The following is a 26,277-nucleotide window of genomic DNA, read 5'->3' on the forward strand; positions in this document are numbered from 1 at the left end:
ATTGAGGTTATTTCGATTTCTAAGCTGTTTCTCTTTTAAAATGCATGGTCGTCGTAAAATGCATCGTCGTCGGCAAATTTCACTAGGGTGGGCAATATTGCCCACCCTAGTAATTACTTTTCCGTGGCGGTCACAAAATTAATTTGGCGATCGCACGTTTAAGAAAACATAAAAACATGGATAATAGCTTCAAGGTTTTTTAAACCCGCCCATTGAATAACTCATACCTCATCCTAATGTTTGCGGATTCATTTCCTTGGTTAACCACCATTTTCGCCATTCCTCTCATTGCCGCCTGCGCGATCCCGATAATCCCCGATCGCGATGGCAAGGTACTGCGCTGGTACGCCTGTGGCGTGGCGATCGCCGATTTCGCCCTCATGTGCCTCGTTTTTTGGCAAAATTACGACCCCTTACTCTCCAGCTTTCAAATTGTCGAGAAATATAGCTGGATTCCCCAACTCGGGATTAACTGGGCCGTCTCCGTCGATGGAATCTCCATGCCTCTGGTTCTCCTCGCCGGATTCGTCACCAGTATGTCCCTGCTGTCTGCGTGGCAATTAGACCGCAAGCCGCGCATGTTCTACTTCCTCATGTTGGTGTTATACGCCGCACAAGTCGGGGTCTTCATCGCCCAAGACTTGCTGCTGTTCTTCATCATGTGGGAACTCGAACTCGTCCCGGTCTACCTACTCGTCTGCATTTGGGGCGGCCCCAAACGGCAGTACGCCGCGACTAAATTCTTACTCTACACTGCCGCCGCCTCGATCTTCATCCTGATCGCCGCCCTCGGTTTAGCCCTCTCCGGTGGCGGTCCGATCACCTTTGACATCGCCGAACTGGGGCTGCGCAACTTTCCCCTCGCCCTCGAAATTCCGCTCTATCTCGGGTTGGTGGTCGCTTTCGGCGTCAAACTCGCCGCTTTCCCTTTCCATACTTGGCTTCCTGACGCCCACGGCGAAGCTTCTGCCCCGGTTTCGACGATTTTGGCCGGAGTGCTGCTCAAGATGGGTGCCTACGGCTTGCTGCGTTTCAATATGGGCCTACTTGCCGACGCCCACGTGTATTTTGCGCCCGTGTTAGTCACCCTCGGCGCGGTCAATATCGTCTATGGGGCTTTAAGTTCGTTTGCTCAAACCAATATGAAACGGCGTTTGGCTTATTCGTCGGTTTCTCATATGGGATTCGTGTTGATCGGGATCGGTTCGTTCACCGATTTGGGGGTGAATGGGGCGATGCTGCAAATGCTGTCTCACGGTTTAATTGCGTCGGTGTTATTCTTCCTGACTGGGGTCACCTACGATCGCACCCAAACGATGACGATGAAAGATATGGGTGGGATCGGTTTGCTGATGCCGAAAGTTTTCGCCCTCTACAGTATGGGCGCGATGGCGTCGGTGGCGCTGCCGGGATTGAGCGGTTTTGCGAGTGAAGTGGCAGTGTTTATCGGGATTGCTACCAGCGATTTCTACAGTGTTAGCTTCCGAATGGCGATCGTGTTCCTCGGTGCAGTCGGGGTGATTCTCACGCCGATTTACATGCTTTCGATGGTTCGCCAGGTCTTTTACGGTTCTTTCTACGGGTCTCAGGAAATCCCCTCGTGCGATTTGACCGATCCCGAGTTACGCAAAGATTTCATGGAAAACCAAGCGGCGGTTTGTTTCGGGACGAATTGCGTTTTACCGGGAGAAGCCGGATTCGGAGACAGTCGCCCCCGCGAGGTGGCGATCGCCGTATGTTTCTTGGTGTTGAGTTTGGGGATCGGTTGTTATCCGAAGTTAGCTATGCAAGTGTACGATACGACGACCGTCGCGATTAACGGGCAAGTGACCCAAGCTTATACGGAATTCCGCCAGCAATCGGCGATCGCGATCGGCGATTCGTCCACGGCGCCATCGTTGAAAAAAGTGGCAGAATTCACCCTCGATTAAGGGTGTTTTTGTAAGCGTCATTCCCCCAGATTCTCCGTTATTTGTCCCGCGATATCGAGGACGAGGTTAGAGAATCCGGGGGTTTTTTTTGACGGCGATCCATGTTGAATTGCACCACAAAATCCCAATTCCAAACTGAATCGCAACAAAGCGGTTGAATTTCAGGGTGGAATTGGTAAATTAATTATGTATGAAAAGGCGATCGCCGTTCAATCAAGAAAATTGGCCGCACTACGGTCAATTCTTTGGGAACTGAAGATTAAAAGAGATCGCCAACAGCTAATTCAATAGTTCTGCATAAATTTCACCAATTTCTTGCTTGGTTAAATATCGCCCAAGTTGAGCCATTTTACGGCTAGCAATCATTTCGACTTTTTGTTGTAGGGATACCTTGACGTTTTTGTTATTATTGTTTTGTGCATACGTAAATAAGTCCATATTTTTGACCATGTTTAAAAAAGAATCATTAGCCGCTTGTCCTTCTTTACTGTGTGACAAAGTTTGAAAATCTGATTGAAACGCATAGCCTAATTGATTACTTTGAACAGCACTACTGATATCACCAGATTCAATCAAATTTCTTTGTGTCTCTCGATAACTTGATGAATTAAAGCCGGAGTCATCAAGTGTATTACTATTGCCCGTACCGATATGATTGCGGTGAGATGATTTAATTTCTTGATAGGCAGGTGCTTGATTTTCTAGTTCTTTCGCTCGACCTGCCGTACCTCTTTTGAGTCCAGAAGTTTGATTGAGAGGTTCAAAACCAATAGTATGTTCAGATTCATGGCTATCTCCAGAAATTTTTATATTGTAAAGGGAAGAAAGTCGTTTTTGTTCGGATTTTTTAGCTCCATGCATTCCGATTTTATATTTTTTCGTTTTTTGCGGTTTAGATATTTTTGGTTTCTTAACTCCATTATTAGTGGTTGAATTGACTAAACCAACCTGCTTTTTCGAGCGTTTTTGTTGAGATTTCTTTGGTTTGCTATGATTTCTTTGAATAATTGAGCTGGGACAAGTATCGATCTTTGTTTGTAGCGAATTAGTAGTCGAAGGCGGTGCAAAGGAAATCTGTTCGAGTTGATGTCCTTTGGATTCGACGTTTGCCCCCGGTTCGGTCTCATTGTGGGTGTCGGTTGGCGGGGGGAAAGGACGCGATCGCAATTGATTGGCGGGTGGTTGGAATGCGGCGGACGGGCGGGATAAAAATTCTCTCGGCATCGTGTTTTCCTCGGCTGAACTATCTTCATTTAAAGGTAACCGTTCTGCTCGTCAATGGCGATAGTGAAATTTGCTCACTTATTGCGCCTCACCAATCAAAGTGAAGCCCGCCCAAGCATAAGGATTCGGATATTTTTGCTGCGTTGTCAACATCGCGGTTTGCAAGGCTTGCGCTCGATCGCGGGATTGTTGCCAATTTCGATCGAACTCGCGCATCAAAATTGTCGTGGAATCGTCGGGAACGGATCGCATTCTCTTTATAAACTCTCGTTATAAGTTGAAGGATCCTCGATGGCAAATTCCCGGCAAATTTTGACCGCCGACTGGGAAATTACTTTTAAAATAAAAATGCTAGATTTTAAAGATACTTATTCGCTGGAGAAATCACTAATTTATGATGACCTTTAGGGAGGCGATCGCCGCCGATCGCGCGGCGATTATCGAGATTCACAATCAGAATGTGCGCGATCGCTACGGCGGGAACGATCGCGGTTTCCTGTTGACGACGATTAGTGAAGCGGAACTTTTAACCAAGATCGATGGCGGTACTCGCTATTTTACGGCGATTGACGAGGGCGATCGCGCGGTGGGCTTTTTAGCCCTTTCTCAACCGCAGATCCCCATTGAATTTTTAGAAGAAGTGCTTGAGGATAGCGCTTATCAAACCCCTATTCTCAGCGACAGGCATTTTTATATTCAAACGGTTGCGACGCGCATCGATAGGATGGGACGAGGAATCGGTCAATTTATTTATCAATCTCTTTACCGAGAATTTCCCCATGCTTTTTTCACGGCGTTTATTGTCACTAAACCGATGAGTAACGATCGCTCGATCGCGTTTCACCAGAAACAAGGATTTCAGCCAATTGGTTCTCTTCGGCGCGATCGTTTTCTGGATTGGGAAAACTACGAAAGTCTTCTCATGTTTAAAGCGATTGCCGAATAGAATAGGCTGAGGGAGGCGATCGCGCGATTTCTCACTTATGCTTATTTTTTGTGACTCAATGCGATCGCCGCTACTCCGTTGGAGTCGCTACGCGAACGCCCGCGCCCCGGAAAGCCAGCACGATGAGTTGGCGATCGCGATTCTTTACTCTATTTTTGAATTATTGGTACGACAATTAAACAAAATTTAAACAAGTTTTAAAGATTTTTTAAAAGATTGGTAACGATGACTCTGGTAGATGAGATGCATTATTTCAGACATAAAATTTTCTCTTTTCCCGCGATCGCCCGGGAAACGAAATAGAGATCGATCGCGACTTTCGCAACATAAAAGTTGAGTTAATATTTTCTTAAGAAAAACCCCGATCGATGAGGGGGCGAACAACTCCCTACGTATTATTACTGGTTGCCAAAAATTCCTCTAGCGATGGCTAATTATCCTTAAACTCTTTGCATGGCAAGGGTTTGAGGTGTTGCACTCTGAATTTAGCACAGTAGAAAAATCGAGAACGTGAAAGCCCTCAAGATCGTTAGCCTTAGCAAGGTTTACAGCGAGACAATCCGTTTTTTTGATGGCCGACCGGGGGCGATCGTTTGAATGTAATCCAGGTTACCTGAGTGGAGATGAAGTTAAGAAAGAATAAAAAAACTTCAGTCAAACGGACAATGGACTAAATTATAAATAGGCAGAAGCAACGGCTCGTTTATTCCTCAATAAATCAGTGTCATTACCAACGAGCTGAAGACGGTTGTAAAAACAACAAAGGAGTTGTTTAAATCGGCAAAGATTGCCTTGAAGTAATTGTTACTGAAACATCCAGCAGGTTTCGATCTGCATCCAAACCTGAGATTAAAGAATTTTGTCTTGCGTCCCTAAGCAAACAAGATGCAGCCACCGATAAAGGTTTACAGATATGTCTAAAAGAACCTTCGCAACGTTAGACGGAAACGAAGCCGTCGCCCGCGTTGCCTACAAGCTCAACGAAGCGATCGCCATCTATCCGATTACACCCTCCTCGCCGATGGGAGAATGGGCCGACGCTTGGATGTCCGAAGGACGTCCGAACCTGTGGGGAACGGTTCCCAGCGTCGTCGAAATGCAAAGTGAAGGGGGTGCGGCAGGAGCCATTCACGGAGCATTACAAGCCGGGTCGTTAACCACGACTTTTACCGCCTCACAAGGCTTGTTATTGATGATCCCCAACTTGTACAAGATCGCCGGGGAACTCACCTGCGCGGTTCTGCACGTAGCGGCGCGATCGGTCGCCGCCCAAGCCCTCTCCATTTTCGGGGATCACAGCGACGTGATGGCGACCCGCGCCACCGGATGCGGCTTGTTATGTTCCGCGTCGGTCCAGGAAGCCCACGATTTCGCTCTGATCGCCCAATCGGCGAGCTTAGAAGCGCGGGTGCCGTTCATTCACTTTTTCGACGGGTTCCGGACCTCTCACGAAGTCCAAAAGATCGAACTACTCGAAGAAAGTGACTTGCGATCGCTCATCAACGACGATCGCGTGTTAGAACACCGCCAACGGGGCTTAACGCCCGATCGCCCGGTCCTGCGCGGTACCGCCCAAAACCCCGACGTGTTCTTCCAAGCCCGGGAAAGCGTCAATCCCTTCTATAGTCAATGCCCGGATCTCGTCCAGGCGGCGATGGACAAATTCGCCGAACTCACCGGGCGTCGCTACCAACTGTTTGAATATCACGGCGCCCCCGATGCCGAGCGCGTCGTCATCCTGATGGGATCGGGCTGCGAAACGACCCACGAAACCATCGAAGCGCTCAACGCCGCCGGGGAAAAAGTCGGCGTGGTTAAAGTGCGCCTCTACCGTCCTCTCGACATGAAACGGCTGGTCGCCGCCCTACCGAAGACGGTCAAGGCGATCGCCGTTCTCGATCGCACTAAAGAACCCGGATCCAGTGGCGAACCGTTGTATCTCGACGTGATTACCGCCTTACACGAAGAATGGACCGGGGAGACCCTGCCGAAAGTGGTCGGCGGACGCTACGGCTTGTCCTCGAAAGAGTTCAACCCGGCCATGGTCAAAGGGGTCCTCGACAACCTCAGCCAAGCCAAACCGAAAAACCACTTCACCATCGGCATCAACGACGACCTCACCCAGACCTCCTTACCCTACGATCCGGCCTTTTCGACCGAACCGGATAACGTGGTGCGCGCCATGTTCTACGGGTTGGGGGCCGATGGTACCGTCGGTGCGAACAAAAACTCGATCAAAATTATCGGCGAAGATACGGACAACTACGCCCAAGGATATTTTGTTTACGACTCCAAAAAATCCGGCGCGGTCACCGTCTCTCACCTGCGTTTCGGCCCGCAGTTGATTCGGTCCACCTACTTGATCGATCGCGCGAACTTCGTCGGCTGTCACCAGTGGACGTTCTTAGAAAAACTCGACGTGCTCAAAGCCGCAGCCGAGGGCGCGACCTTCCTGCTCAACAGTCCTTACGGACCGGAGGAAGTCTGGGATCGACTGCCGATCGAAATTCAAGAAACGATCGTCCGCAAAGGCTTAAAATTCTACGTCATCGACGCGACCAAAGTAGCGCGCGAAAGCGGCATGGGCGGGCGGATCAACACGATCATGCAAGTCTGTTTCTTCGCCCTAGCGGGGGTTTTGGAGAAAGACGAGGCGATCGCCCATATCAAGAAGGCGATCGAGAAAACCTACGGCAAGAAAGGTAAAGAAGTGGTTCGCATGAACCTCAAAGCCGTAGACAACACCCTCGACAACCTCTTTGAAGTCAAAGTCGGTCAAGCCAACAGCCCGATTCACCGCCTCCCCGCAATCCCGCCGGAAGCGCCCCCATTCGTGCGCGACGTCGAAGGGAAAATGCTCGTCAAAGAAGGCGACGTCCTCCCGGTCAGCGTCCTGCCGTGCGATGGGACTTATCCCACCGGAACCTCGCAATGGGAAAAACGCAACGTGGCGATGGATATCCCGATTTGGGATCCGGACGTTTGCGTGCAGTGCGGCAAATGTATCGCCGTCTGTCCTCACGCGACGATCCGAGGCAAAGTCTACGATCCCTCGGCGTTGGACGGCGCCCCGGAAGGGTTCCCGTCGGCGCAGACGAAAGATAAAGCCTTTAGCGGCACTCAATTTACGATTCAAGTCGCCCCGGAAGATTGTACCGGATGCGGGGTTTGCGTCGATGTCTGTCCGGCGAAAAATAAATCGATGCCCTCGCGCAAAGCGATCAATATGGAACCCCAACCCGCTTTACGGGAACGGGAACGCGATCGCTGGAACTTCTTCTCTCACTTGCCGAGTCCCGATCGGCGATCGCTCGACTCGGAACGCCTGCGCCAACAACAGTTACAAGAACCCCTGTTCGAGTTCTCCGGCGCTTGTGCGGGTTGCGGCGAAACGCCCTACCTGAAAATGCTCAGCCAGTTATTCGGCGATCGCTCCTTAATCGCCAACGCTACCGGATGTTCCTCCATTTACGGCGGCAACTTACCCACCACCCCGTGGGCGCAAAACGCCGACGGTCGCGGTCCGGCGTGGTCGAACAGCTTGTTTGAAGACAACGCCGAATTCGGTCTCGGCTTCCGGATCTCGATCGACAAACACGCCCAATTCGCCCTCGAATTAGTGCAGAAATTGACCCCGGAAATCGGCGAAGACCTGGCGCGGGCGATCGTCACCGCCGAACAAAAAGACGAAGCCGACATCTGGGAACAACGGGAACGAGTCGCCCAGTTGAAACAAAAACTGCAAGGGAACGACTCTCCCGACGCCAAACAACTGCTTTCCCTCGCCGACTATTTAGTTAAAAAATGCGTCTGGATTGTCGGCGGTGACGGTTGGGCTTACGATATCGGCTACGGCGGCTTAGATCACGTCATTGCAAGCGGTCGCAACGTCAATATCTTGGTCATGGATACCGAGGTGTATTCCAACACGGGCGGTCAGTCGTCGAAAGCCACCCCACGCGGTGCCGTCGCTAAATTCGCGGCAGGCGGTAAACCCGCACCCAAGAAAGACCTCGGCTTGATGGCGATGACCTACGGTAACGTCTACGTCGCCAGCGTCGCCATGGGCGCCCGGGACGAACACACCCTCAAAGCCTTCTTGGAAGCGGAAGCGTATGACGGACCGTCGTTAATTATCGCCTATTCTCACTGTATCGCCCACGGCATCAACATGAGTACGGCGATGACTCACCAGAAAAATATGGTGGAAGCCGGACGGTGGTTGTTATACCGTTACAATCCCGATGCGGTGAAAGAAGGGCAAAATCCCTTACATCTGGATATGCGATCGCCCAAGAAAACTGTCGAGGCGTCGATGTATGCAGAAAACCGCTTCAAGATGCTCACTAAAACTAAACCTGCGGATGCCAAACGCTTGTTAGCAGAAGCGCAAGACGATGTGAGCAAACGCTGGGCAATGTACGAGTATCTCGCCTCCCGTCCAGTGAACGGCAATGGCGCCCATCAGGAGGAATAGGGAATCGGGAATTGGGGAACTTCAGTGCTTCCCCATTCCCTACTCTCTGACTGGCGGGCCTCTTGCCCGCACTACGGAGGCTTATACTAAGGACAATTAACAATGGATCTGACCACCACATATTTAGGCTTGACGCTGCGATCGCCTCTCGTTCCTTCCGCAGCCGCTCCTTTAACGGAACATATCGATAATGTCAAAAAAATGGAGGATGCGGGGGCAGGCGCGATCGTCCTTCATTCCCTCTTTGAAGAACAACTTCTGCGCGAAAAATTCGAGCTTCACCACCACTTAACTTACGGAACTGAAAGTTTTGCCGAAGCGTTAACCTATTTCCCCGAACCGGACGAGTTTCACGTCGGCCCGGAACTCTATTTAGAGCATATTCGCGAAGCCAAAAGTGCCGTTTCTATTCCGATTATTGCCAGTTTGAACGGTTACAGTCCGGGCGGTTGGGTGGAATACGCCCAATTGATGCAAGAAGCGGGAGCTGATGCGTTAGAACTCAATGTTTATTACGTTCCCACCGATCTGAATATGTCCGGCGCCGAAGTCGAGCAGAATTATCTCAATATTTTGAGGGAAGTTAAAGCCGAAGTTTCGATTCCCGTTGCCGTAAAACTCGGGCCGTATTTTAGCAATATGGCCAATATGGCCAAACAACTCGACGATACCGGAGCCAATGGGTTAGTTTTATTTAACCGTTTCATGCAGCCGGATATTAATTTAGACGAGCTGGAAGTCGAACCTCACGTGTTGCTGAGTACGCCCCAAGCAATGCGCTTGCCGATGCGTTGGATCGCTATTTTATACGGCCATCTCCAAGCCGATCTCGCCTCTACAGGTGGCGTCGGTAAAGGTCACGATGCCATTAAAATGTTGATGGTCGGTGCGAAAGCGGTGCAGATTTGTTCGGTGTTATTGCGTCACGGTATCGAACATATTAGCGTTCTCGAAAACGAAATCAAACATTGGATGGAAGAGAACGAATACGAGTCCGTCGCGCAAATGCAAGGGGCGATGTCTCAACGTCACTGTCCCGACCCGAGTGCATTCGAGCGATCGCAGTACATGAAAGCGATTGAAAACTATCATTACGAACCGCATAAGGCGATCGTTTGATTTTGTTTTTCGATTGGTTTTCTTAAGTTTGGTTTTCTTAAGTGTTGCATCGGAAATCCGGTTTCTTTTACCAGAGCATGGGATGAGAAGCCGGGTTTCTGTTATGGTATTTCTACAGCATTTTCCTCAGCTATGCAAGACATTTAGATCCCCCTAAATCCCCCTCGCCAGGTAGGGGTTTGGTTACCCAACCCCTACTTTCCTCGTTCCCCCCGAAATCCCCCCAACCCCCCTTTCAAAGGGGGGTTGGGGGGATAGGGGGATCGGCACTGTACCTCATCGGACGCCCGAGTGCTGTATGATATTTCTATGGTATTTCTAGGTTCCCCATTGTCGATAAGCCGCGATCGCGCGATCGATGCGATCCTCGCCAAAAAATCGGCACGCTTGCGCTGCAATTTGCGCCGCCGAGGTCAAGGCTTCGATAAATTGTTCTCGCAAGATAAAGAAATAAAAGGCTCCGTGAAAAATATCGCCTGCCCCCAAAGTATTGATGGCGTCCACGGTCGGAACCGGGATTAAACCGCGTTTTCCTTCACTCAGATATTGAATGGCTTTCCCCCCGTGAGTGATGGCAATGTGGGGAATTTTAAAGCTAGAAAGATACTCGAAAACTTGTTCGTGAGTGCTACAATCCGGCGGAAAAAAGTTAGCGGAACAAATGGCATAATTGACATGGGGTAAAACGTTTTCAAATCCCGGTTTCCAACTGCCCCCATCGATCGCCACCGGGATGTTTTTAGGGTTGGCGATCGCCGCCAGTTTAGCACTGAGTGCCATTTGGTGACCGTCGATCGCTAGTAAATTTATTTTATCTAAATCTGCCTCGGAAACGCGATCGCTCGCGATCGTCGTCTTCGTCGCATTAATCGAAATGACCGCGCGATCGCCCGTTGCTTCTGTCACCACAATTGAGGACACTGGGGGCGATTCCGTGCGATCGCCGTCCAAATCGTGCAGATCGACGCCGTAACGCTCTAAATCCGCCCGAATTAAGGCTGTTATCGGGTGTTTTCCCACGACGGAGAGCAGTTTGGCGCGATCGCCCAACCGGGTAAAGGCGATCGCCGCATTCGTGACCGGACCGCCGGGGGCGATCGTGGATTCTGACGCCACAACTTTCTGATTTCGTGACGGATAACGGGGGGTTAAATAGAGCAGATCGATCGTCGTCAGTCCGACAAATAAACCCTGATATTGCATAAAATAAACTCAATCCATTTGCGTCAATTTATTCCGATGCCTACTGAATGCACAGCCAGTACCCTTTATCTCGTCGGCACCCCGATCGGCAATTTAGAAGATATCACCTTTCGGGCGATTCGCATCCTCAAATCCGTGGATCTCATTGCCGCAGAAGATACCCGACATACGGGAAAATTATTGCACCATTTTGATATTAAAACTCCACAAGTTAGCTATTACGAACATAACCAACAACAACGCATTCCCGAATTATTAAACAAACTCGAACAGGGGCGATCGATCGCCCTCGTCACCGATGCGGGAATGCCGGGAATTTCCGATCCGGGATACGAATTAGTGAAAGCTTGCATCGATCGCAGCTTCGATGTCGTGCCGATTCCGGGGGTGAGCGCCTGCGTCACCGCCGTGAGTGCGTCGGGACTCCCCAGCGATCGCTTCGTATTTGAAGGCTTTTTACCCGCAAAAGGCCAAGACAGACAAAACCGCCTGGAAGCTTTGGTCGTGGAAACCCGGGCGATCGTCTTGTACGAGTCGCCGCACCGCTTGCGCGAAACCTTGCAGGATTTAGCAAAAACTCTCGGCGGCGATCGCGCGGCGGTGTTGGGGAGAGAGTTGACGAAATTACACGAGCAATTTTGGCGGGGGACCTTAAATGAGGCGATCGCCTATTACGAGTCAGAAGTGCAACCGCAAGGAGAATTTACCCTCGTGATTGCCCCGGGCGATCGCGAGGAACCGATTTTATCTCCCGAGGCCATTAAAGCAGAATTACAAGCCTTATTGCATCAGGGAATTTCGCGATCGCAAGCGAGCCGTCAACTAGCAAAAAATACCGCTTTATCTCGGCGAGATATCTATCAAATTGCCTTGAGTTTAGAAACCGATTGAGAAGAAGTTGCCCCCGATTTACAGGCATAAATCATGATGAGATCGCTTTGAAAACGAGATCGTATTATTGAGTATTTTAACCCTGGACAAACTGCGGCGATCTCGTTTATTAAAGAAAGAGAACGATCGCCTCGATGGGGAGTTGGAATTTTGGGCAATTTAATCGCGAAAGGGCAACTTTTTCCCCTCTTCCTAGGAGTGGCGATCGCCGGATCGGCAATGGCGAGTGATTCCCGCGTCAACATTGCCCCCGATTCCCCACTCGGACCGCCATTAACGGCGATCGCCCAAACCCAAACCCCCTCGGAGACGCCGACCGAGGAACCGCGCGTTTTAGTCTCGGAGGTCGTCGTCGAAGGCGCGGACGGCGACCTCGCACAATTGGTATACGACACGATCGAACTCAAACCCCAGGGAATTACGACGAGATCGGGATTGCAAGACGATATCAACGCGGTGTTTGCCACCGGGTTTTTCGCGAATGTGAGAGCCGTTCCGGAAGATACGCCCGTAGGGGTACGGGTCACTTTCATCGTCGAACCCAATCCGATTCTGAAAACAGTGCGAGTCGAAGGAACCCAAGTGCTACCCCAAGCCGTCATCGAGGAAATTTTTGCGCCTCAATACGGCAAAATCGTCAATTCTAAAAAGTTGCAAGAGTCTATTGTTCGCCTGAGCCAATGGTATCAAGAACGGGGTTATGCGTTGGCACAAATTAACTTCTCGGAACTGTCGCCGGATGGGGTCTTCAGCTTAGTTGCGGCGGAAGGGGCGATCGAAACGGTACGAGTTCGCGTGGTAGACGACCTCAATCCAGACAGCAATATTGACGAATTTATTACCTTAGAAAGCTTAATTGACAATCCAGAAACGAGAGCGGGTTCTGTATTTAATAAAGAGACGGTGACGCGGGATCTTGAGCGATTGGAGAACTTAGAAGATTTCGATCTGGCAACTATCAAGTTAAGCCCAGGAAACAATCCGGCGCAAGCGATCGTAACCTTTGAGGTGAAACGCATCGAAAATGACGTACTCGCTTTAGTCAAAGCTGCCGATCGCGAAGTTAAAGAAGCTCCATTTTCCGAAAGTGAATTATTGAGACAACAAGTTCTTCCTAAATACGAAAGAGCGGCTAATTTATACGCAAACAATGGGGAATTTCTCAAACAAGCTGCTGTCTTGAGACGGATGGGCAATCTGTTTTCAAAAGCAGTAGAAAATTGGCTCGACCAAAAGCCCAAAGCACCTCCCCTATCGCCTTTAGTTAATGTATCCAAACAGCCGGACGACATTCTCGGGTTGAGCGAGCTTTTTAAGGAACCGGATAGTTCGGAGTGGGAAGCAGAAAAGCTAAAAAAGGAAGAGGAAGCACTCGCCTATTTTAAGGGGGCGATCGCCATTTATAAAGAGCTGGGAGATGAGTGGGGCAAGGTTCAAGAAGAGTATCATCTCGGGAGACAATACCGACTGTGGGAAGAACCACAACAGGCGATCGCCCAATTCGAGAAAGTAGTGGAAGCGTGCGATCGTCTCGATGTGGCTGGATGTGGTTGGCTGCAAGTGGCGAGCTTCAATGAATTAGCTGCAATCTATCAAGAATTAGGAGAGGTTGAAGGGGCGATCGCCGCCTATAAAAATACGATCGCCCGTATTGGAAATTTAAACCCGGAAGACATTCCTAAAGGTAACCTGGGGTTCTCGCTCGGTTGGAATAAAAAAAGTTATGAAATTCAACCGACATTCAAATACGAATTCAATATAGAAGTTCGGGGAGAAGATGGGGGATTGCAAGATGAGATCGATCCGGAGAATGAAACATCGATCGACTCGAAAGAAGAAGCGAGACAGTCCCTCAAACCTTTTGTTTTGGGAATGTCTTTAGGGAAACTGGGGCAATTATATCGCACCTTGGGGAACAGTCGCGCCCGGGAAGAAGCGTTAACGAGTGCGATCTCCCTCCTCGAACGGGAAATCGAACTCAGTCGCGCGGACGATCGCACCTTTTATTCGGAAGCGGTGTTTATGGGTGCAGCCGCCCTGGCGTATGTAGAAGCGGGGGATTATACAAGTGCGATCGCCAAACTCGAAAGTGGACTCGAACTGGCGAACCGTTTGGAAAAACCGGAATGGGGGGTTTCCTTCCTGCTGGGTAGCGCCTGGGCGGCTTATTCCTTCGGCGAGGGCGATCGCACCCGAGAACTGCTCGATCGCGCGGACGAGGCGATCGAAGGGGTGAAAGTCCCGGAAGCCTCGGCTGGCTTGCGTTTGGTCGCTGGATGGTTGGCTTACAAACTCGATCGAGACGATCGCGCCACGGCGAAGGTCGCCAGTGCGTTTTCTCAAGTCGAAGCGTTGCCCGACGATCGAATCAAAGTGCTACTATTGCTCGCTGCGGGATTGGTCTTTGACGATCTCGACGATCGCGACCGCACGTTCGGCGCGGTAGGTAAAGCATTCGAGCAGATCCGTCAAGGTATCACGCTAGAGCAGAAACAAAGTGTTCTCTCTTTTCTCCCTTTGGTGCCTGAAGTGTTGCAGATGTTCGATAAACCCAACTTGGCGATCCCCGTTTACGAACAACTCGGCGAATTTTACGAGCAAGAAACAGACGATCGATCGCAAGCGGCCAATTTTGCCCTCAAAACCGCTCAACTCTATGGCAGTCAAGGGAAACGGGAAACCGCGATCGCCAAATTCGAGCGGGCGCGATCGCTGTATCGCGAAGCGGGCGATCGATCGGGAGAAGGCAACGTCTTGCTCGAACTCGGGGACTTTTACCGACAGTGGGGAGAATACCAAAGGGCGATCGAAGCGTTGCAACAGGCGACTCGGCAATTAGAACAGTCCGATCGCCCGGAATTGGCGACCTTAGCCCTCAACGGGATCGCCCAACTCTACGACACCCTCGCCGAACCCCAACAAGCCCTCGACGCTTACGATCGGGCGATCGCCTTAGCCCGTAAAATCGACGATCGCGACCGCGAAATTACCCTATCGATCAATTTAGGGCAATTTCACCGCGCTTGGGGCAATTACGAACAGGCGATCGAAGCTTATACAAATGCTCGAACCGTCCTCAAAAAAGCTACCGATTCCGAAACCAGTCAAGAACAGCTCGAACGGGCGCAAACGGCGATCTCGTCTCTGCTGTCTCAGGAAGGATTTTCGGAATTTTTGCAGACGTTCGTGCAAAGCGAATCGGAAGCGGTGATTTTGGCGAAAATGAGCTTAGTTTATGTAGATATGGGGCGTAAAAATGAGGCGATCGCCGCGTTTCGAGAAGCGGTAGAACTGGCGAGCGCCCAAAAAGCGATCGATGTCAAACAGCGATTGTTTTTACAAGGAGCGATTCTCTACGAAGCTCTCGGCGAGTGGGAACAAGCGATTTTCTACTTAGAACAAGCCCGACAAGGAGCCAGTGGCAATAACGCCGCGAACGCCAAAGATCGGCTCGCCGAAACCGATATTTTGTTATTTTTAGGGCGCTTGCGGGCGCGCGGCGATCGCCCCGCCGAAGCCCTCGAAAACCTCGGCCAAGCGTTAGATCTAGCCCGAGAACTGGGTCGACCGTCAACGGAAATCGAGACCCTGTACGAAATTGCAAAGATCGAGCGCGATCGCGGTAACTTAAGTGAGGCGCGCGATCGCGTGGAACGGGCGATCGGCATTTTAGAATCGTTACGCAGCAAAGTCGTCAGCCAGCAATTGCGAACCTCCTTTTTCGCCTCGAAACAAAGTTACTACGAATTTTATATCGACCTGTTGATGCAGTTGCACCGCGAGCAACCGGACGCCGGGTATGACGCCCAAGCCCTCGCCGCCAGTGAAGCCGCCCGCGCCCGGTCTTTGATCGAACTGCTCGCCGAATCGGGGACGGAGATTCGCAAAGATGTAGACCCGGCACTGGTCGAACGGGAGCGCACCTTGCAAGAACAAATCGATCTCACTGCAAGCCAGCAAATCGAGTTACTCTCCGGGCAACATACCCCCGAACAAGCTGCCGCGATCGCCGAGAATCTCGATAACCTGTTGCGCGAGTATGAAGACGTGCAAGCCCAAATCCGCGCTCAGTCCCCGCGTTACGCGGCGTTGACCCAACCGCAACCCCTCGATTTTGCTCAAATCCAGCAACGAGTTCTCGAAGAAGGAACCTTATTGCTGGAATATTATTTCGGCGCGGAACGCAGTTATTTGTGGGTTGCCTCTCACGACAGTCTCACAAGTTACGAGTTGCCCCCCCGGGAGGCGATCGAAAAAGCCGCCCGAAATTTCCGCGACGCGATGACCGATCCGAAAATTCGCTACAATGAAGTCCGCGTTGCCGGGGCTGCGCGCATTCTCAGCGACATGATTTTAGGCCCGGCGGCCCCTCTACTCGAAGACCGTCGCTTACTCGTGGTTGGCGATGGCGCCTTGCAATATATCCCGTTTGCGGCCCTGCCAATTCCCGAAGATACGCCGGACGACGATCCCCGAGGAACGCCACTGGTGGTCAAACACGAAATTGTCAACTTACCCTCGGCTTCGACGTTAGCTATCTTACGTGAGGAAAATCGCGACCGCCCGGGGGGTAAAACCCGGGTCGCCGTCCTCGCCGATCCGGTGTTCGCCGCCGATGACGGGCGTTTGACGGGACAACCTGCCGCATCAATTTCCGAAAAGGCGTCCGATCTGCGCGATGCGGTATCGAGATCGGCGGGGGAAGTCGGCGTCGCCATTCCACCCAGTCGATTGCCATTTACCCGCCAAGAAGCCGAGCAAATTTTAGCCTTAGTTCCCGAGGAAAATCGCTACATTGCTTTGGATTTTGAAGCCAATCGTCAAACAATTTTAGGCGATCGCCTCAAAGATTACGCGATCGTTCATTTGGCAACTCACGGCTTTCTCAACAGTGTCAACCCAGAATTATCCGGTTTAGTGCTTTCCCTGGTCGATGAAAACGGAAAAACCCAAGATGGATTCTTGCGGTTGCACGAAATTTACAATCTCAATTTACCTGCAGAATTAATCGTCCTCAGTGCTTGTCAAACGGGTTTGGGCGCGGAAATTCGAGGGGAAGGTCTGGTCGGATTGACCCGAGGGTTTATGTATAGTGGCGCGCGTCGGGTTCTCGTTTCTTTATGGAATGTTAACGATAAAGGAACGTCAATTTTAATGACGAAGTTTTACAAAAAGATGCTGCAAGATAATTTAACGCCCACTGCCGCTTTGCGTGCGGCACAATTGGAAATGTGGGAAAGCGAAGAGTGGAAATCTCCTTACTATTGGGGGGCATTCGTGTTGCAAGGGGAATGGCAGTAGGGGGATTTTTGATGGTTGATGGTTGATTTTTGATTTTCGATCGAGAGATGATTGAGAATGAATGACGATCGCGGGTCAAGCTGCCACCGATCGTCCATTCTTTCTCATTATTTATTTCCAATTAAGTAGGAATAAGTACGAATAATCGATTAAACATCTAAAATAGTTTCCAAAAATGCTATAACAACAGCGATCGCCTCTTTTATACTCAGGGAAATTCAGTAGGGTTATGGAAAAGAAAACACCATCAATTCATTGGCTTTTATTGATTTATCTGTGTTTGCCGTTTAAAAGTCCGATCTTGACTCAAATTATTTTATGTCAGATTCAGGGGAGTTTTTTCGTGCATCGGGCGACGAAAAAACTCCAATCGGAGGATCGTGAGTTTGAAGAATTGTTTCCCGACTTGTGGCGATCGCTATGGTTCGATCCTAATAATAATGCCGCTACTGCCTATTGGGGAATGATGAAACTCGCTCCAATTTTTATCACTTACCAAACAGGCGATCGCCTTTCCACTCCTGGATTTACTTTGATTGGTAAAGCCGTTCCCGAGGTAGCCGTTCGTTTGACTATTGAAGGGAAACTCTCTCGCTATCATTTCTTTTCACCTGCGATCGTCTTATTTCAAGGAATCCTTATGACCGACGAATCGGGAGAATTCAGACTGGAATTTAGACCAGAACCGAACCAATTACCGATCGCTACTTATGAAATAAGCGGTTTAATCGAAACAGAAACCTATACGAGCGAAATTGGTCAAATCAAGCTCATTCAAGGGTCAAATTAAAGAATGAACGAAAAAACTCCTGCTGAAACTCGCTCAAATCCCTCTAGATCTGGGGATATATTTTAAAGTCGTCGTCGAACAAACAGGCGCCGATATTGTTCTATTTTTCTCTGCTTATCCGACTTAGACCGTCAAATGATTGCCGTATCGGACAGTTCCAACTCTCTCGAAAGGAAAGAACCAATTTCGGAAATTACCGACAAAGAAGGGGTTTATATCATCGAAATTCATCCCTTCGATATCGTCGAATTCGACGCCGAATTTAACTACACGATCTCGATCGCGCGGTTGTCGAAGCAGAACGGGTCTTTATGAAAAGGATAAGAGCTTTTCTACCGCCGCATGAATTGACCGTTCAATCCTGTTTAAGGTGGAATAGACCGATGGCTGCTGTGCTATCTACCCAGTATCGCACAATAGCTCGTCAACGAGCCATTCTGTTACGAGGGGGGGACTGGAAACTTTGCCCTCCAATTGGGAGAATCTCACAGCCACCGTAGAGAATGCTTGTTATCGAGATCGTCCGTCCTCTATTGCCCATCCTATGCGAACTCTTCGCGGAAGGGCGATCGCCGATTAAGTCAAGATAGCATCACCTGTTTTTAACCCTTCTCGCCTTTGCACAGAGGGGTTTTAGTAATCTTGGCGATCGCGGTGGTTTAACGGGTGCGGCAGGACTCGAACCTGCGACCAACGAATTAGAAGTTCGCTACTCTATCCAACTGAGTTACGCACCCAGGCTCCCACAGGGAGAGGGGTAGTGACGCTTAGCGCGGGGCGAAAAACCCGGCTCGACCCCTAAAAGAAATAAGGGGGTGACTAAACGCCAGTCTATCGTAGCAAAAAATTGAGTGAATCTACCAGTCCAATTTAAGCGAATTTTGCAACGATCGCCCCTTGGGGGCAGACAACAGCTAACCTCCCCCGATCGAAATCGAATCGGACGTCAGTCAGAACCCTGGGCCGTCCAAATGCTGGCGGCAAAATTTTTTAGAAAAGTCAGCAAATCAAGGCGCAGACCGGATAACAGTTAGGGAAGTCCGAGGTTTTGGAGCAGCATCCTCTTGATACAGTAAGATAGGGTGTTAATCAGCGCGTTAGATAGGTGGTCAAAAAAAGGCGCTTCGCTCATCGCGAAGTCGTTGACAGCGCGACTCAGCCAACGAACTGCGCGATCGCGGCTCGACCTAACTCTAACCCCATCCGGCTGATGTCGAGACTCTCGCCTAAGTCATTCTGTATTTAGCCGACAGTACCCCCAGGCCACGAGGACTCAATTGGCAGTGTCATGTTTATTCTGAAACGGCAGGACGTTGAAATCTCTGGAATCGTACACCCGAAAACGGGTCAACAGATTCCAATCCTTAATTATCAGGGTCAGACCTTTCGCCTGATTAACGTGTTTAGCGCACAGCAGGCGGAAGAAGCTAGAGCTTTCTGGAGAGATCTGACAGATAACCGTGGCAAAGCTTGCGTGCTACTCGAAGAACCCGATCGATATAGTGTTTGGGGCAAAATTCGTTTAGATCAAGCCGACGATCCTCAAAATAGTGGTGTTGCCGCTTCCCCTTTATATACCCAAGCCTGTCTGCTGCTGTTGCAGGCGGTTTATTTCGATATTGAAGATTTACTCGGAACTCGACAGGCGGGGTCATTTGAGAAAGAGATCGGTCAGGTCTTTCAAAAATGGCGCTTTCCTCAAGCCGACTCTACGGCAAGCGTCAATAATTTACTCAATATGGATCCTCTGGGGGGGGCGCAGGTGCCTTCTTGGCAAGAACACCATCTCAATACGCTGTTACAAGAACTCCACCGTCTCGGTAAAGAGTATTTTGGGAACGAAAGCTTTACCGAACGCGCGATCGATGTCCTGCAAGACATGCCGGATAACGAGCGCAAGCAATTCACCGAATGGCTCAATCAGTCGCCATTAGGCCAGCTTTGGTCAACGTCGTGAGCGACAATCGCAACGGGTTCCCCCATCGGTGATTCAGACCGGGGAGAACCTGCAGCCCTCGGAGCCGTTGTATTTTTAAGCGTATCCTTGACGGATTATTCAATGCCCAGTTACCTGTTTGGCTACTGCTATGCGCACGACATCAGATAAGCTCTCAACTTCTCAATTTTTGCTTTCCGCTCAAAACCTCGTTGTAGGTTCGATTTCATGGGCGGTTTTTGCCCTTTTGTTTTTTCTATTGTTTAGCGTTCCTCAAGAAGCCAAGGCGGGCTTACCCTTGTGGTACTCGATTGGCACCTTGATTTTTGAACTGGCGGCCTTTTCGATCGCAGGTCTACTCTGTTTTAGAAATTGGCGTTCCAATCAAATTGTAAGCGGACGCAACGTTTGGCTGGCGATCGGGATTGGCATGATCGCCTATTTCCTCGGCAGCGTCATGTTTGGGTTGTGGGAACTGTACTGGCAACTCGAACCGGACGTGTCTCTGGGTGATTTATTCTACGCCGTCACCTATGTCGCCTTGACCGTCGGCATGGTTCTGGCGGTGTCGTCTCGCAAGCTGAATTTAGAACCGTGGCAGTGGGGCGTCCTTTTGGGGATCGCCGTTTTCGGCGTCGCTTTTGCGGTTTGGTTGTCTTCTCCGGCAGACTTGTTCTCGTTCCCCGGAACCGAATCGGCTCCGGCGACGGCGGAAGTGGCCGCAACCGCCGCAGAAACTGCCGTAGATACCAATGCCCCCCCATTTATTGTGGCAATTGACGACTTTCTCAAGCCCTTTAGCAATTACGTCAGCCTGTTTTACGTGGTGATGGACGTGGTTTTGCTGATTTTGGCAACGGCATTGCTGCTGGCGTTCTGGGGCGGTCGTTTTTCTCAGTCTTGGCGGATGATTGCTGCAGCTACGTTTTCGCTCTACATCGCGGATATGTGGTTCAAATATGCAGAAACCCGAGTCATGGACTACCAAAGCGGTAGTTTGTTGGAAGTCTTTTGGGTATTTAGCGGGGTATTATTCGGAATTGGAGCGGTGTTGGAATACGATATTTCGACCCGATCGCGATCGCGCGGACGCCGACGCGGTGGGGGAGGGGGCGACTAATTCCCCCCTCGGAGGAGTACGAACTTTTTGTCAACTCCACCAATTCCAGCACGCTCACAGTAGTATGGGTACAGGGCCTGTTTCGATCTGAGGTTCTGTACCCTTTGCGATCGCGGCTGAGAATTAAATGGTATCTTTATCGAGCGGTGTCCGATTGTCAATTGAGGAAAACGTCAGCGCTTTTCCCGGTCGGATTTCGCCCAATCGCTCTCGATCTCTAACCACAGCATCCTTCGTGCGGCATGACTTCTCGAAAACTTTCTGATTCTGACAAACAGGATATCCTCGAACTCTACCGACAACCGGGGGAGACCACCTTGACGTTGGCCAGTCGTTACGGGGTCAGCAGTTCGACGATCAGCCGCATTCTCAAAAGCAATTTGTCACAGAAAGAATACGAAGCGCTCATCCAGCAAAAACGTTCCGGGCGCTCTTCTCAAAATAATGCGGCCAGTTCGAGTGAAGGGACGAGCCGGGAAATGCCTACTTCTAGCCCGACACGCCGGGGGTCGAGTCCGTCTCTACGCAAGGACGCCCCTATCGATCGACGCATCCGCAAACGCACGACGGTCGGCGCGGAGGAGTCCGACGACGATCGCCATTTGGGAACCCAATTAGAACTCGATAGTCTGTGGAGCGATCGCGATGATGACGAATCCATCGATCGCTATTCCGACAGCGAAACCAGTACCCTCAAAGAAATGCTCGGGGAAGACGTTCTCGATGACGACGATCTCGACGACGACGACGACGACGATCTCGACGACGACGACGATGACGACGAGGATTTAGAGGAGGATTACGCGGAAGAACTCCGCTTGCGTCAACGACACGATCGCCCGCGCAATGCGTTTGTCGAAGTCATCCCCCTCGCGGAAGCCCAATTGCCGAAAATTTGCTATCTCGTGATCGATCGCGGCGCCGAGTTGATTACCCGACCGTTGAAAGATTTTTCCGAATTGGGCAATATCCCCGCCCAGGAGGTACAAGAAAAAACCCTCCCGGTATTCGACAATCACCGTGTCGCCCGTCGCTTTTCCGCCCGCAACCAACGGGTGATTAAGGTTCCCGACGGTAAGATGCTGCAAAAAACGAGCAGTTATTTGCAAGAAAAGGGAATCACCCGCTTGTTATTTGACGGACAGGTTTATTCTCTGTGAACGATCGCGGCGCGATCGCACTGAAAGTAGGGGCAATTCATAAATCGCCCCTAGTGAAACATCTAAACTCTAAACTCTCAAGTCTCAAATCCCCTCACTGCCATTCTCCTTGCAACACGAACGCCGCCCAGTAAAAGGGCGATCGCCATTGTCCGTCATTCCACATTTCCAATTGAGCGGCCCGTAACGCTGCTGCCGGAGCGAGCTTGTCGGCAAGCATTTTTTGATAGAATTTCCCCATTAAAACGGAGGTGCCTTCGTCGTTGACACTCCACAACGAGACGACGACACGCTGCGCCCCCGCATACATAAACCCTCGGGTCAAACCGACCATCCCTTCCCCGCGAATATCTTGCCCCAATCCCGTCTCGCAAGCGCTCAACACCACCATTTCTACAGGCCAGTTGAGATTGTAAACATCGTGCAAGCGCAAAAAACCATTCTCCGGTTCTCCCTCGGGGTTGACCAGAGACAGGATCAGCCCGGATAACTCGGGATTGACACTGTTGAGAAAACCGTGGGTAGCTAGATGAATGATACGATAGTCGGCGAGGCGATCGCTGGCGACGGTCTCCCGGTTCGCTTCAAAATCTAACGCCTGATAGCTTTCCGATTCCGGGATCAGTGAAAGTATCTTGTTAACTTCGTCTCTTGTATAAATCAAACGGGACGGGGGGAGACTGATGCCGACCCCATTCGCCGATCGCGTCAGTACGGCGAGATCGGCGCTGGCTAGGGTCTCGCTCTCTTCTTCGGCGGTCAGGGTCTCCGGGTTTAAGCGTGCGTCGTCTAATGCAAACACCGGATCGGCGATCGCGGCGATCGTCTTCGTCGGACGGGGGCGATCGCCCGCCTCCCGGCGCAAAATCGAGAGGGTAGATGCCGAAGGCAAATTGACGATTTCATGTTCCACCAGTAACGGCGTCCAGTTCGGCGGATCGATCGCCCGTCCCGGAATCGGCAATGCTGCGAAAGGCACGTATTGCAAAGCTCCGTCGGCGACGACGAGCAAGCGTTGTCCCTCCAGTTCGGCGGCGATCGGGCCGAGAACGATCTCACTAAGCTCTAAAGCAGCTCCCGCGACCCGGGCCTCGTTGTGCCGAATTTTAGGATCGATCGCCGCTTTGCGGAACTCCCGTGCTGCCTCTTCAATCTCGTTCCGAGAGGGTAATATATAAGTTTTTAATTCGGTTTTGCTCACAACCCACAGATAACTGCGTTCGGTACCGAGGGCATATTCTAATAACAAGGTCTCCTCATCGAGGATGTCGCGCTGGATTTGTTCGAGGGTCAGGGTTTCCGGTTGGGTAAGGTCGGCGTAACGCGGACTGGTCGCGCGGATTTGCGCTTGTAGGTCTTTGTATTCTTGAACCAGCCGATCGAGTTCGGCGGCGATCGCGGCGGCTTGTTCGCGGGTATGTTCCCCGGAAAGTAACTCGACTTGAGTTTGCGCGGTGAGATCGATCTGGGATTGTAACTCTCGCTCGCGATCGAGCAATTGCGGATCGACCCCTTGGCGGATATCCGTGTTCGCTTCCGCCAGCAGCTCGATCAACGATCGCGCCCGGGCCGCTTCGCTGATGGCGAGGGCTTGGGCGTCGTATCCCGCCTCCGGTTGCTGGCGGTGCAGTTGCATCAAAACGTCGATATATAATTCATAATATATTTGCTGCGAGGAAAAGAACGTGGTTCGTAAATCCTCCGAGGCGATCGTGGCACGACGATTTTCGATGAGGGCGATCGCCTCTTCAATCGAAGTTAACCCTTGTTGGAATTGACCCCGTTGCAGTTCTAAAGAAGCTAAATTATATAATGCTACTCCTTGACCGGAATCGACCCCCGTTTGACGGTAAAGGGCTAAAGCTTCTTGGTGGTATTGAATGGCGCGATCGAAGTCTTTGAGGTAAACATTATGAATATAGCCAAGGTTATTCAAGATCGTGGCTTCGCTGTAGAGATCGCTCGTTTCCCGGGCTAACGATAGCGATTCTTCGTAAACCGCCAACGCTTTCTCCCAATCGCCTAACCCATCGTAGACCGCCGCGATATTATTCAACGTTGCGGCTCGATGCTCACGGGATCCATCGCTCGCCAAAGATTGATGGTAATATTCGAGGGCTTTTTCGTATTCTTGCAAATCGGAATAGACTTTACCGATCCCGTGCAGCGCTAACGATTCGATGTCGGAATAGTTGTGGCTCCGGGCGATCGGCAGCGATCGCTCGTAGTATTCTAGAGCCTGTTCGTGGGCTCCCAAATCCGAATAAACGGCGCCGATTCCGTGTAGAGTCAGGGCTTGGGTGAAAAAATCTCCTGCGGCTTCGGAGAGGGGAAGCGCTTCAGTGAAATAGTCCAGGGCCGTTTGTGAATCGTCTAAATGAGAGTAGGCATTTCCAATATAGTATAAACTGAGCGCTTCGGCTTTCCCGTCTTCTAATTCGCGGTAAATCTCTAAAGCTTGATTAAACTCTTCAAGCGCCCGTTCGTATTGAGTAGAAGACGAGTAAGCGGAACCGAGATTGTTTAAAACCAGCGCTTGCGAACGTCGATTGCCTAATTCTCGGTAAAGGTCTAAGGCTTGGGTGTAAAAGGCGATCGCGCGATCTCCTGTTTTTAAATCCCCTGCTGCTAAATCCCCTGGTTCTACATGGTAATAAATATCACCAATCCGATTGAGTAACAAAGCTTCCCAATCGCGATTGTCCAAGTTTTTAGCGATCTCTAAGGCGTCATTATACGCGACGAGCGCCGCTTCGGGTTCTAAAGCATCACGGTAAGCGTCACCTAAATTTCCCAAAATAATCGATTGTCCCTTAAGATTTTCTGATAGACGCTCGATCTCTAATGCTTGTTGATAATAAGCGATCGCTTGGCGATAGTCTTTCGAGCCAGCATAAGCTAAAGCGGCATTATTCAGGGCGATCGATTGTTGTTGGGACTCGCCAATTTCTTGAAAGATCGCGATCGCTGTCTCGTAACGCTCGATTGCCCCTTCGTAATCTTTTAATTGCCTGAACGTATCGCCGAGATAGCGCAAGGTCAAGGCTTCTGACGCGCGATCGCCCACTTTTTGCCATAAATCTAGAGCATTTTGATAGCTTGAAATAACTTCGGAATAGTTTTCTTGCTGTTCGTACATCCAAGCCAGACGGGAGAGTAAATCGGCTTGCTCTTCGATCCGATTGAGTTGTTGGTAAATTGATAGAGAGGCTTGATAGCGCTCGATCGCTTCGTTGACTTCCCCTAAGTTATCGTGGCGATCGCCGATTAACTGCAACAAAAACGCGGCGGTTTCGTAATCTTCAATCTCTCGATAAACAGTTAATGCTTTTTCCCATTGCGCGATCGCCTCTCGCTGAGAGGTTTCATCCGCTTCGAGATGCAGTTGATTCCCTTTCATAAAAGCCCGTTCTGCTTCGACAACTGCGCGATCGCGATCGGTCGCCGTTCGGTAAGCTTCGAGGGCGATCGTGTAGTTAAAATCGGCATCGGATTCGACGACATCGAAGGGATGAATTTCGATAATATAAACGCCTTTTTTGTCTGCAATTCCCGAGATCGGTTCTTTTCCTTCGAGATAGTTGGGACTGTCCGATACGGCAATAATTGAACGTTCTAAATCGGATAGGTAGAGAACAACATCGGCGCCTTGTTGTTCGACGACGACTTTAAAATACATCCCCGGATCGAGCCGGATTTGATAGGCGTGAATTTCATTCCCTGCAAGACAATCAGCGATCGCTTCACCCAGCTTGAGCACTTGACTTTCGGGGATGACTAAATCGCGAGGATTAGGGTTATTGTTAGTATTTTCGGGACAACGGGCTACCGCAGGAAGGGAGATCGATGCAGATGTGGCGATCGCGAGTAATCCTTGAGCCGATTTAAGTAGGAGTTTCTTAACTGTTTCGTTCATTTGTCAATTTGGCTTTCTAGCCTGAGCATGATAAATTCTTAAGAGAAATGTCAGTTTAGTCAGACTCTTTCTCTAAAGCTATTAAAGTTTTTTAGCCCACCCGCTTGTCTTTTGATTAACTCGATCTGGTCGATTCCCCCCAATACTCTATTGTTGTTTGTTTGTCAAAATAAGTCAATGTTTTATCTATCGGTTAATTATTTGGCAACTTTTAGGTGGAATTTATAGGCTTTTTCTGTCCAATCTAGTATTTGTCCAATCTA

At 50.4% G+C, this 26,277-nt stretch carries 16 protein-coding genes and 1 tRNA gene; 12 read left to right on the forward strand and 5 right to left on the reverse strand.

Annotated features, from left to right (window positions below; translation table 11 throughout):
* Positions 1-236 precede the first annotated feature (236 nt).
* Positions 237-1,931 carry an NAD(P)H-quinone oxidoreductase subunit 4 gene (locus tag JJD41_RS11245; protein WP_200665991.1) on the forward strand — a complete coding sequence of 565 codons (1,695 nt, stop codon included), beginning with the start codon at positions 237-239 and terminating at the stop codon, positions 1,929-1,931.
* 279 nt (positions 1,932-2,210) lie between these two features.
* On the opposite strand, the gene JJD41_RS11250 is transcribed toward JJD41_RS11245, so the two are convergent.
* The gene (locus tag JJD41_RS11250) at positions 2,211-3,155 is read right to left on the reverse strand and encodes a hypothetical protein (RefSeq protein WP_200665992.1); all 945 of its coding nucleotides are present in this window, start codon (positions 3,153-3,155) and stop codon (positions 2,211-2,213) included.
* A 78-nt stretch (positions 3,156-3,233) separates the two neighbouring features.
* A complete protein-coding gene (locus tag JJD41_RS11255) occupies positions 3,234-3,407 on the reverse strand; it encodes a CHAT domain-containing protein (protein WP_200665993.1) in 174 nt (57 codons plus the stop codon).
* Between the two features lie 142 nt (positions 3,408-3,549).
* Here JJD41_RS11255 and JJD41_RS11260 point away from each other — a divergent pair, with 142 nt between their 5' ends.
* The 4 genes from JJD41_RS11260 (at position 3,550) to JJD41_RS11270 (ending at position 9,697) form a co-directional block, all read left to right on the forward strand.
* Positions 3,550-4,101: a GNAT family N-acetyltransferase gene (locus tag JJD41_RS11260; RefSeq protein WP_200665994.1), complete on the forward strand. Its 552-nt coding sequence runs from the start codon at positions 3,550-3,552 to the stop codon at positions 4,099-4,101.
* A gap of 37 nt (positions 4,102-4,138) precedes the next feature.
* Positions 4,139-4,291, forward strand: a complete 153-nt coding sequence (locus tag JJD41_RS24780) for a hypothetical protein (protein WP_234488594.1) — start codon at positions 4,139-4,141, stop codon at positions 4,289-4,291.
* 723 nt (positions 4,292-5,014) lie between these two features.
* Positions 5,015-8,578 carry a pyruvate:ferredoxin (flavodoxin) oxidoreductase gene (nifJ, locus tag JJD41_RS11265; RefSeq protein WP_200665995.1) on the forward strand — a complete coding sequence of 1,188 codons (3,564 nt, stop codon included), beginning with the start codon at positions 5,015-5,017 and terminating at the stop codon, positions 8,576-8,578.
* Between the two features lie 102 nt (positions 8,579-8,680).
* Positions 8,681-9,697, forward strand: coding sequence for a dihydroorotate dehydrogenase-like protein (locus JJD41_RS11270; protein WP_200665996.1), 1,017 nt, complete (start codon positions 8,681-8,683; stop codon positions 9,695-9,697).
* A gap of 318 nt (positions 9,698-10,015) precedes the next feature.
* Here the strand turns inward: JJD41_RS11270 and JJD41_RS11275 are convergent, their stop codons facing one another.
* Complete coding sequence (locus tag JJD41_RS11275) at positions 10,016-10,900, reverse strand: sugar kinase (protein ID WP_200665997.1); 885 nt, start codon at positions 10,898-10,900, stop codon at positions 10,016-10,018.
* A 36-nt stretch (positions 10,901-10,936) separates the two neighbouring features.
* Between JJD41_RS11275 and rsmI the strand changes: the two genes are divergently transcribed.
* The 4 genes from rsmI to JJD41_RS11295 all read left to right on the forward strand — a co-directional run bounded on the left by rsmI (position 10,937) and on the right by JJD41_RS11295 (position 18,197).
* Positions 10,937-11,791, forward strand: a complete 855-nt coding sequence (gene rsmI, locus JJD41_RS11280; RefSeq protein ID WP_200665998.1) for a 16S rRNA (cytidine(1402)-2'-O)-methyltransferase — start codon at positions 10,937-10,939, stop codon at positions 11,789-11,791.
* Positions 11,792-11,941: 150 nt separating this feature from the next.
* A complete protein-coding gene (locus JJD41_RS11285) occupies positions 11,942-17,092 on the forward strand; it encodes a CHAT domain-containing protein (protein WP_200665999.1) in 5,151 nt (1,716 codons plus the stop codon).
* Between the two features lie 229 nt (positions 17,093-17,321).
* Positions 17,322-17,882 (forward strand): hypothetical protein, encoded by a 561-nt coding sequence (locus JJD41_RS11290; RefSeq protein ID WP_200666000.1) that lies wholly within the window; start codon positions 17,322-17,324, stop codon positions 17,880-17,882.
* A gap of 135 nt (positions 17,883-18,017) precedes the next feature.
* Complete coding sequence (locus JJD41_RS11295) at positions 18,018-18,197, forward strand: hypothetical protein (protein WP_200666001.1); 180 nt, start codon at positions 18,018-18,020, stop codon at positions 18,195-18,197.
* A gap of 348 nt (positions 18,198-18,545) precedes the next feature.
* Here JJD41_RS11295 and JJD41_RS11300 read toward each other — a convergent pair.
* Positions 18,546-18,619: transfer RNA gene (locus tag JJD41_RS11300), tRNA-Arg, on the reverse strand.
* Positions 18,620-19,170: 551 nt separating this feature from the next.
* On the opposite strand from JJD41_RS11300, the gene JJD41_RS11305 reads away from it, so the two are divergent.
* The 3 genes from JJD41_RS11305 to JJD41_RS11315 all read left to right on the forward strand — a co-directional run bounded on the left by JJD41_RS11305 (position 19,171) and on the right by JJD41_RS11315 (position 22,098).
* The gene (locus JJD41_RS11305; protein ID WP_168568721.1) at positions 19,171-19,839 is read left to right on the forward strand and encodes an Npun_F0813 family protein; all 669 of its coding nucleotides are present in this window, start codon (positions 19,171-19,173) and stop codon (positions 19,837-19,839) included.
* A 130-nt stretch (positions 19,840-19,969) separates the two neighbouring features.
* Positions 19,970-20,938: a hypothetical protein gene (locus JJD41_RS11310; protein ID WP_200666002.1), complete on the forward strand. Its 969-nt coding sequence runs from the start codon at positions 19,970-19,972 to the stop codon at positions 20,936-20,938.
* A gap of 242 nt (positions 20,939-21,180) precedes the next feature.
* On the forward strand, positions 21,181-22,098 hold the full coding sequence (locus tag JJD41_RS11315) for a helix-turn-helix domain-containing protein (RefSeq protein WP_200666003.1): 918 nt from the start codon (positions 21,181-21,183) through the stop codon (positions 22,096-22,098).
* 94 nt (positions 22,099-22,192) lie between these two features.
* Here JJD41_RS11315 and JJD41_RS11320 read toward each other — a convergent pair whose 3' ends face one another.
* Positions 22,193-26,014 (reverse strand): DUF2225 domain-containing protein, encoded by a 3,822-nt coding sequence (locus JJD41_RS11320; protein ID WP_200666004.1) that lies wholly within the window; start codon positions 26,012-26,014, stop codon positions 22,193-22,195.
* Positions 26,015-26,277: the final 263 nt, after the last annotated feature.

It is taken from the genome of Oxynema mangrovii CENA135, assembly GCF_016632315.1.
Taxonomy (GTDB): domain Bacteria; phylum Cyanobacteriota; class Cyanobacteriia; order Cyanobacteriales; family Laspinemataceae; genus Oxynema; species Oxynema aestuarii.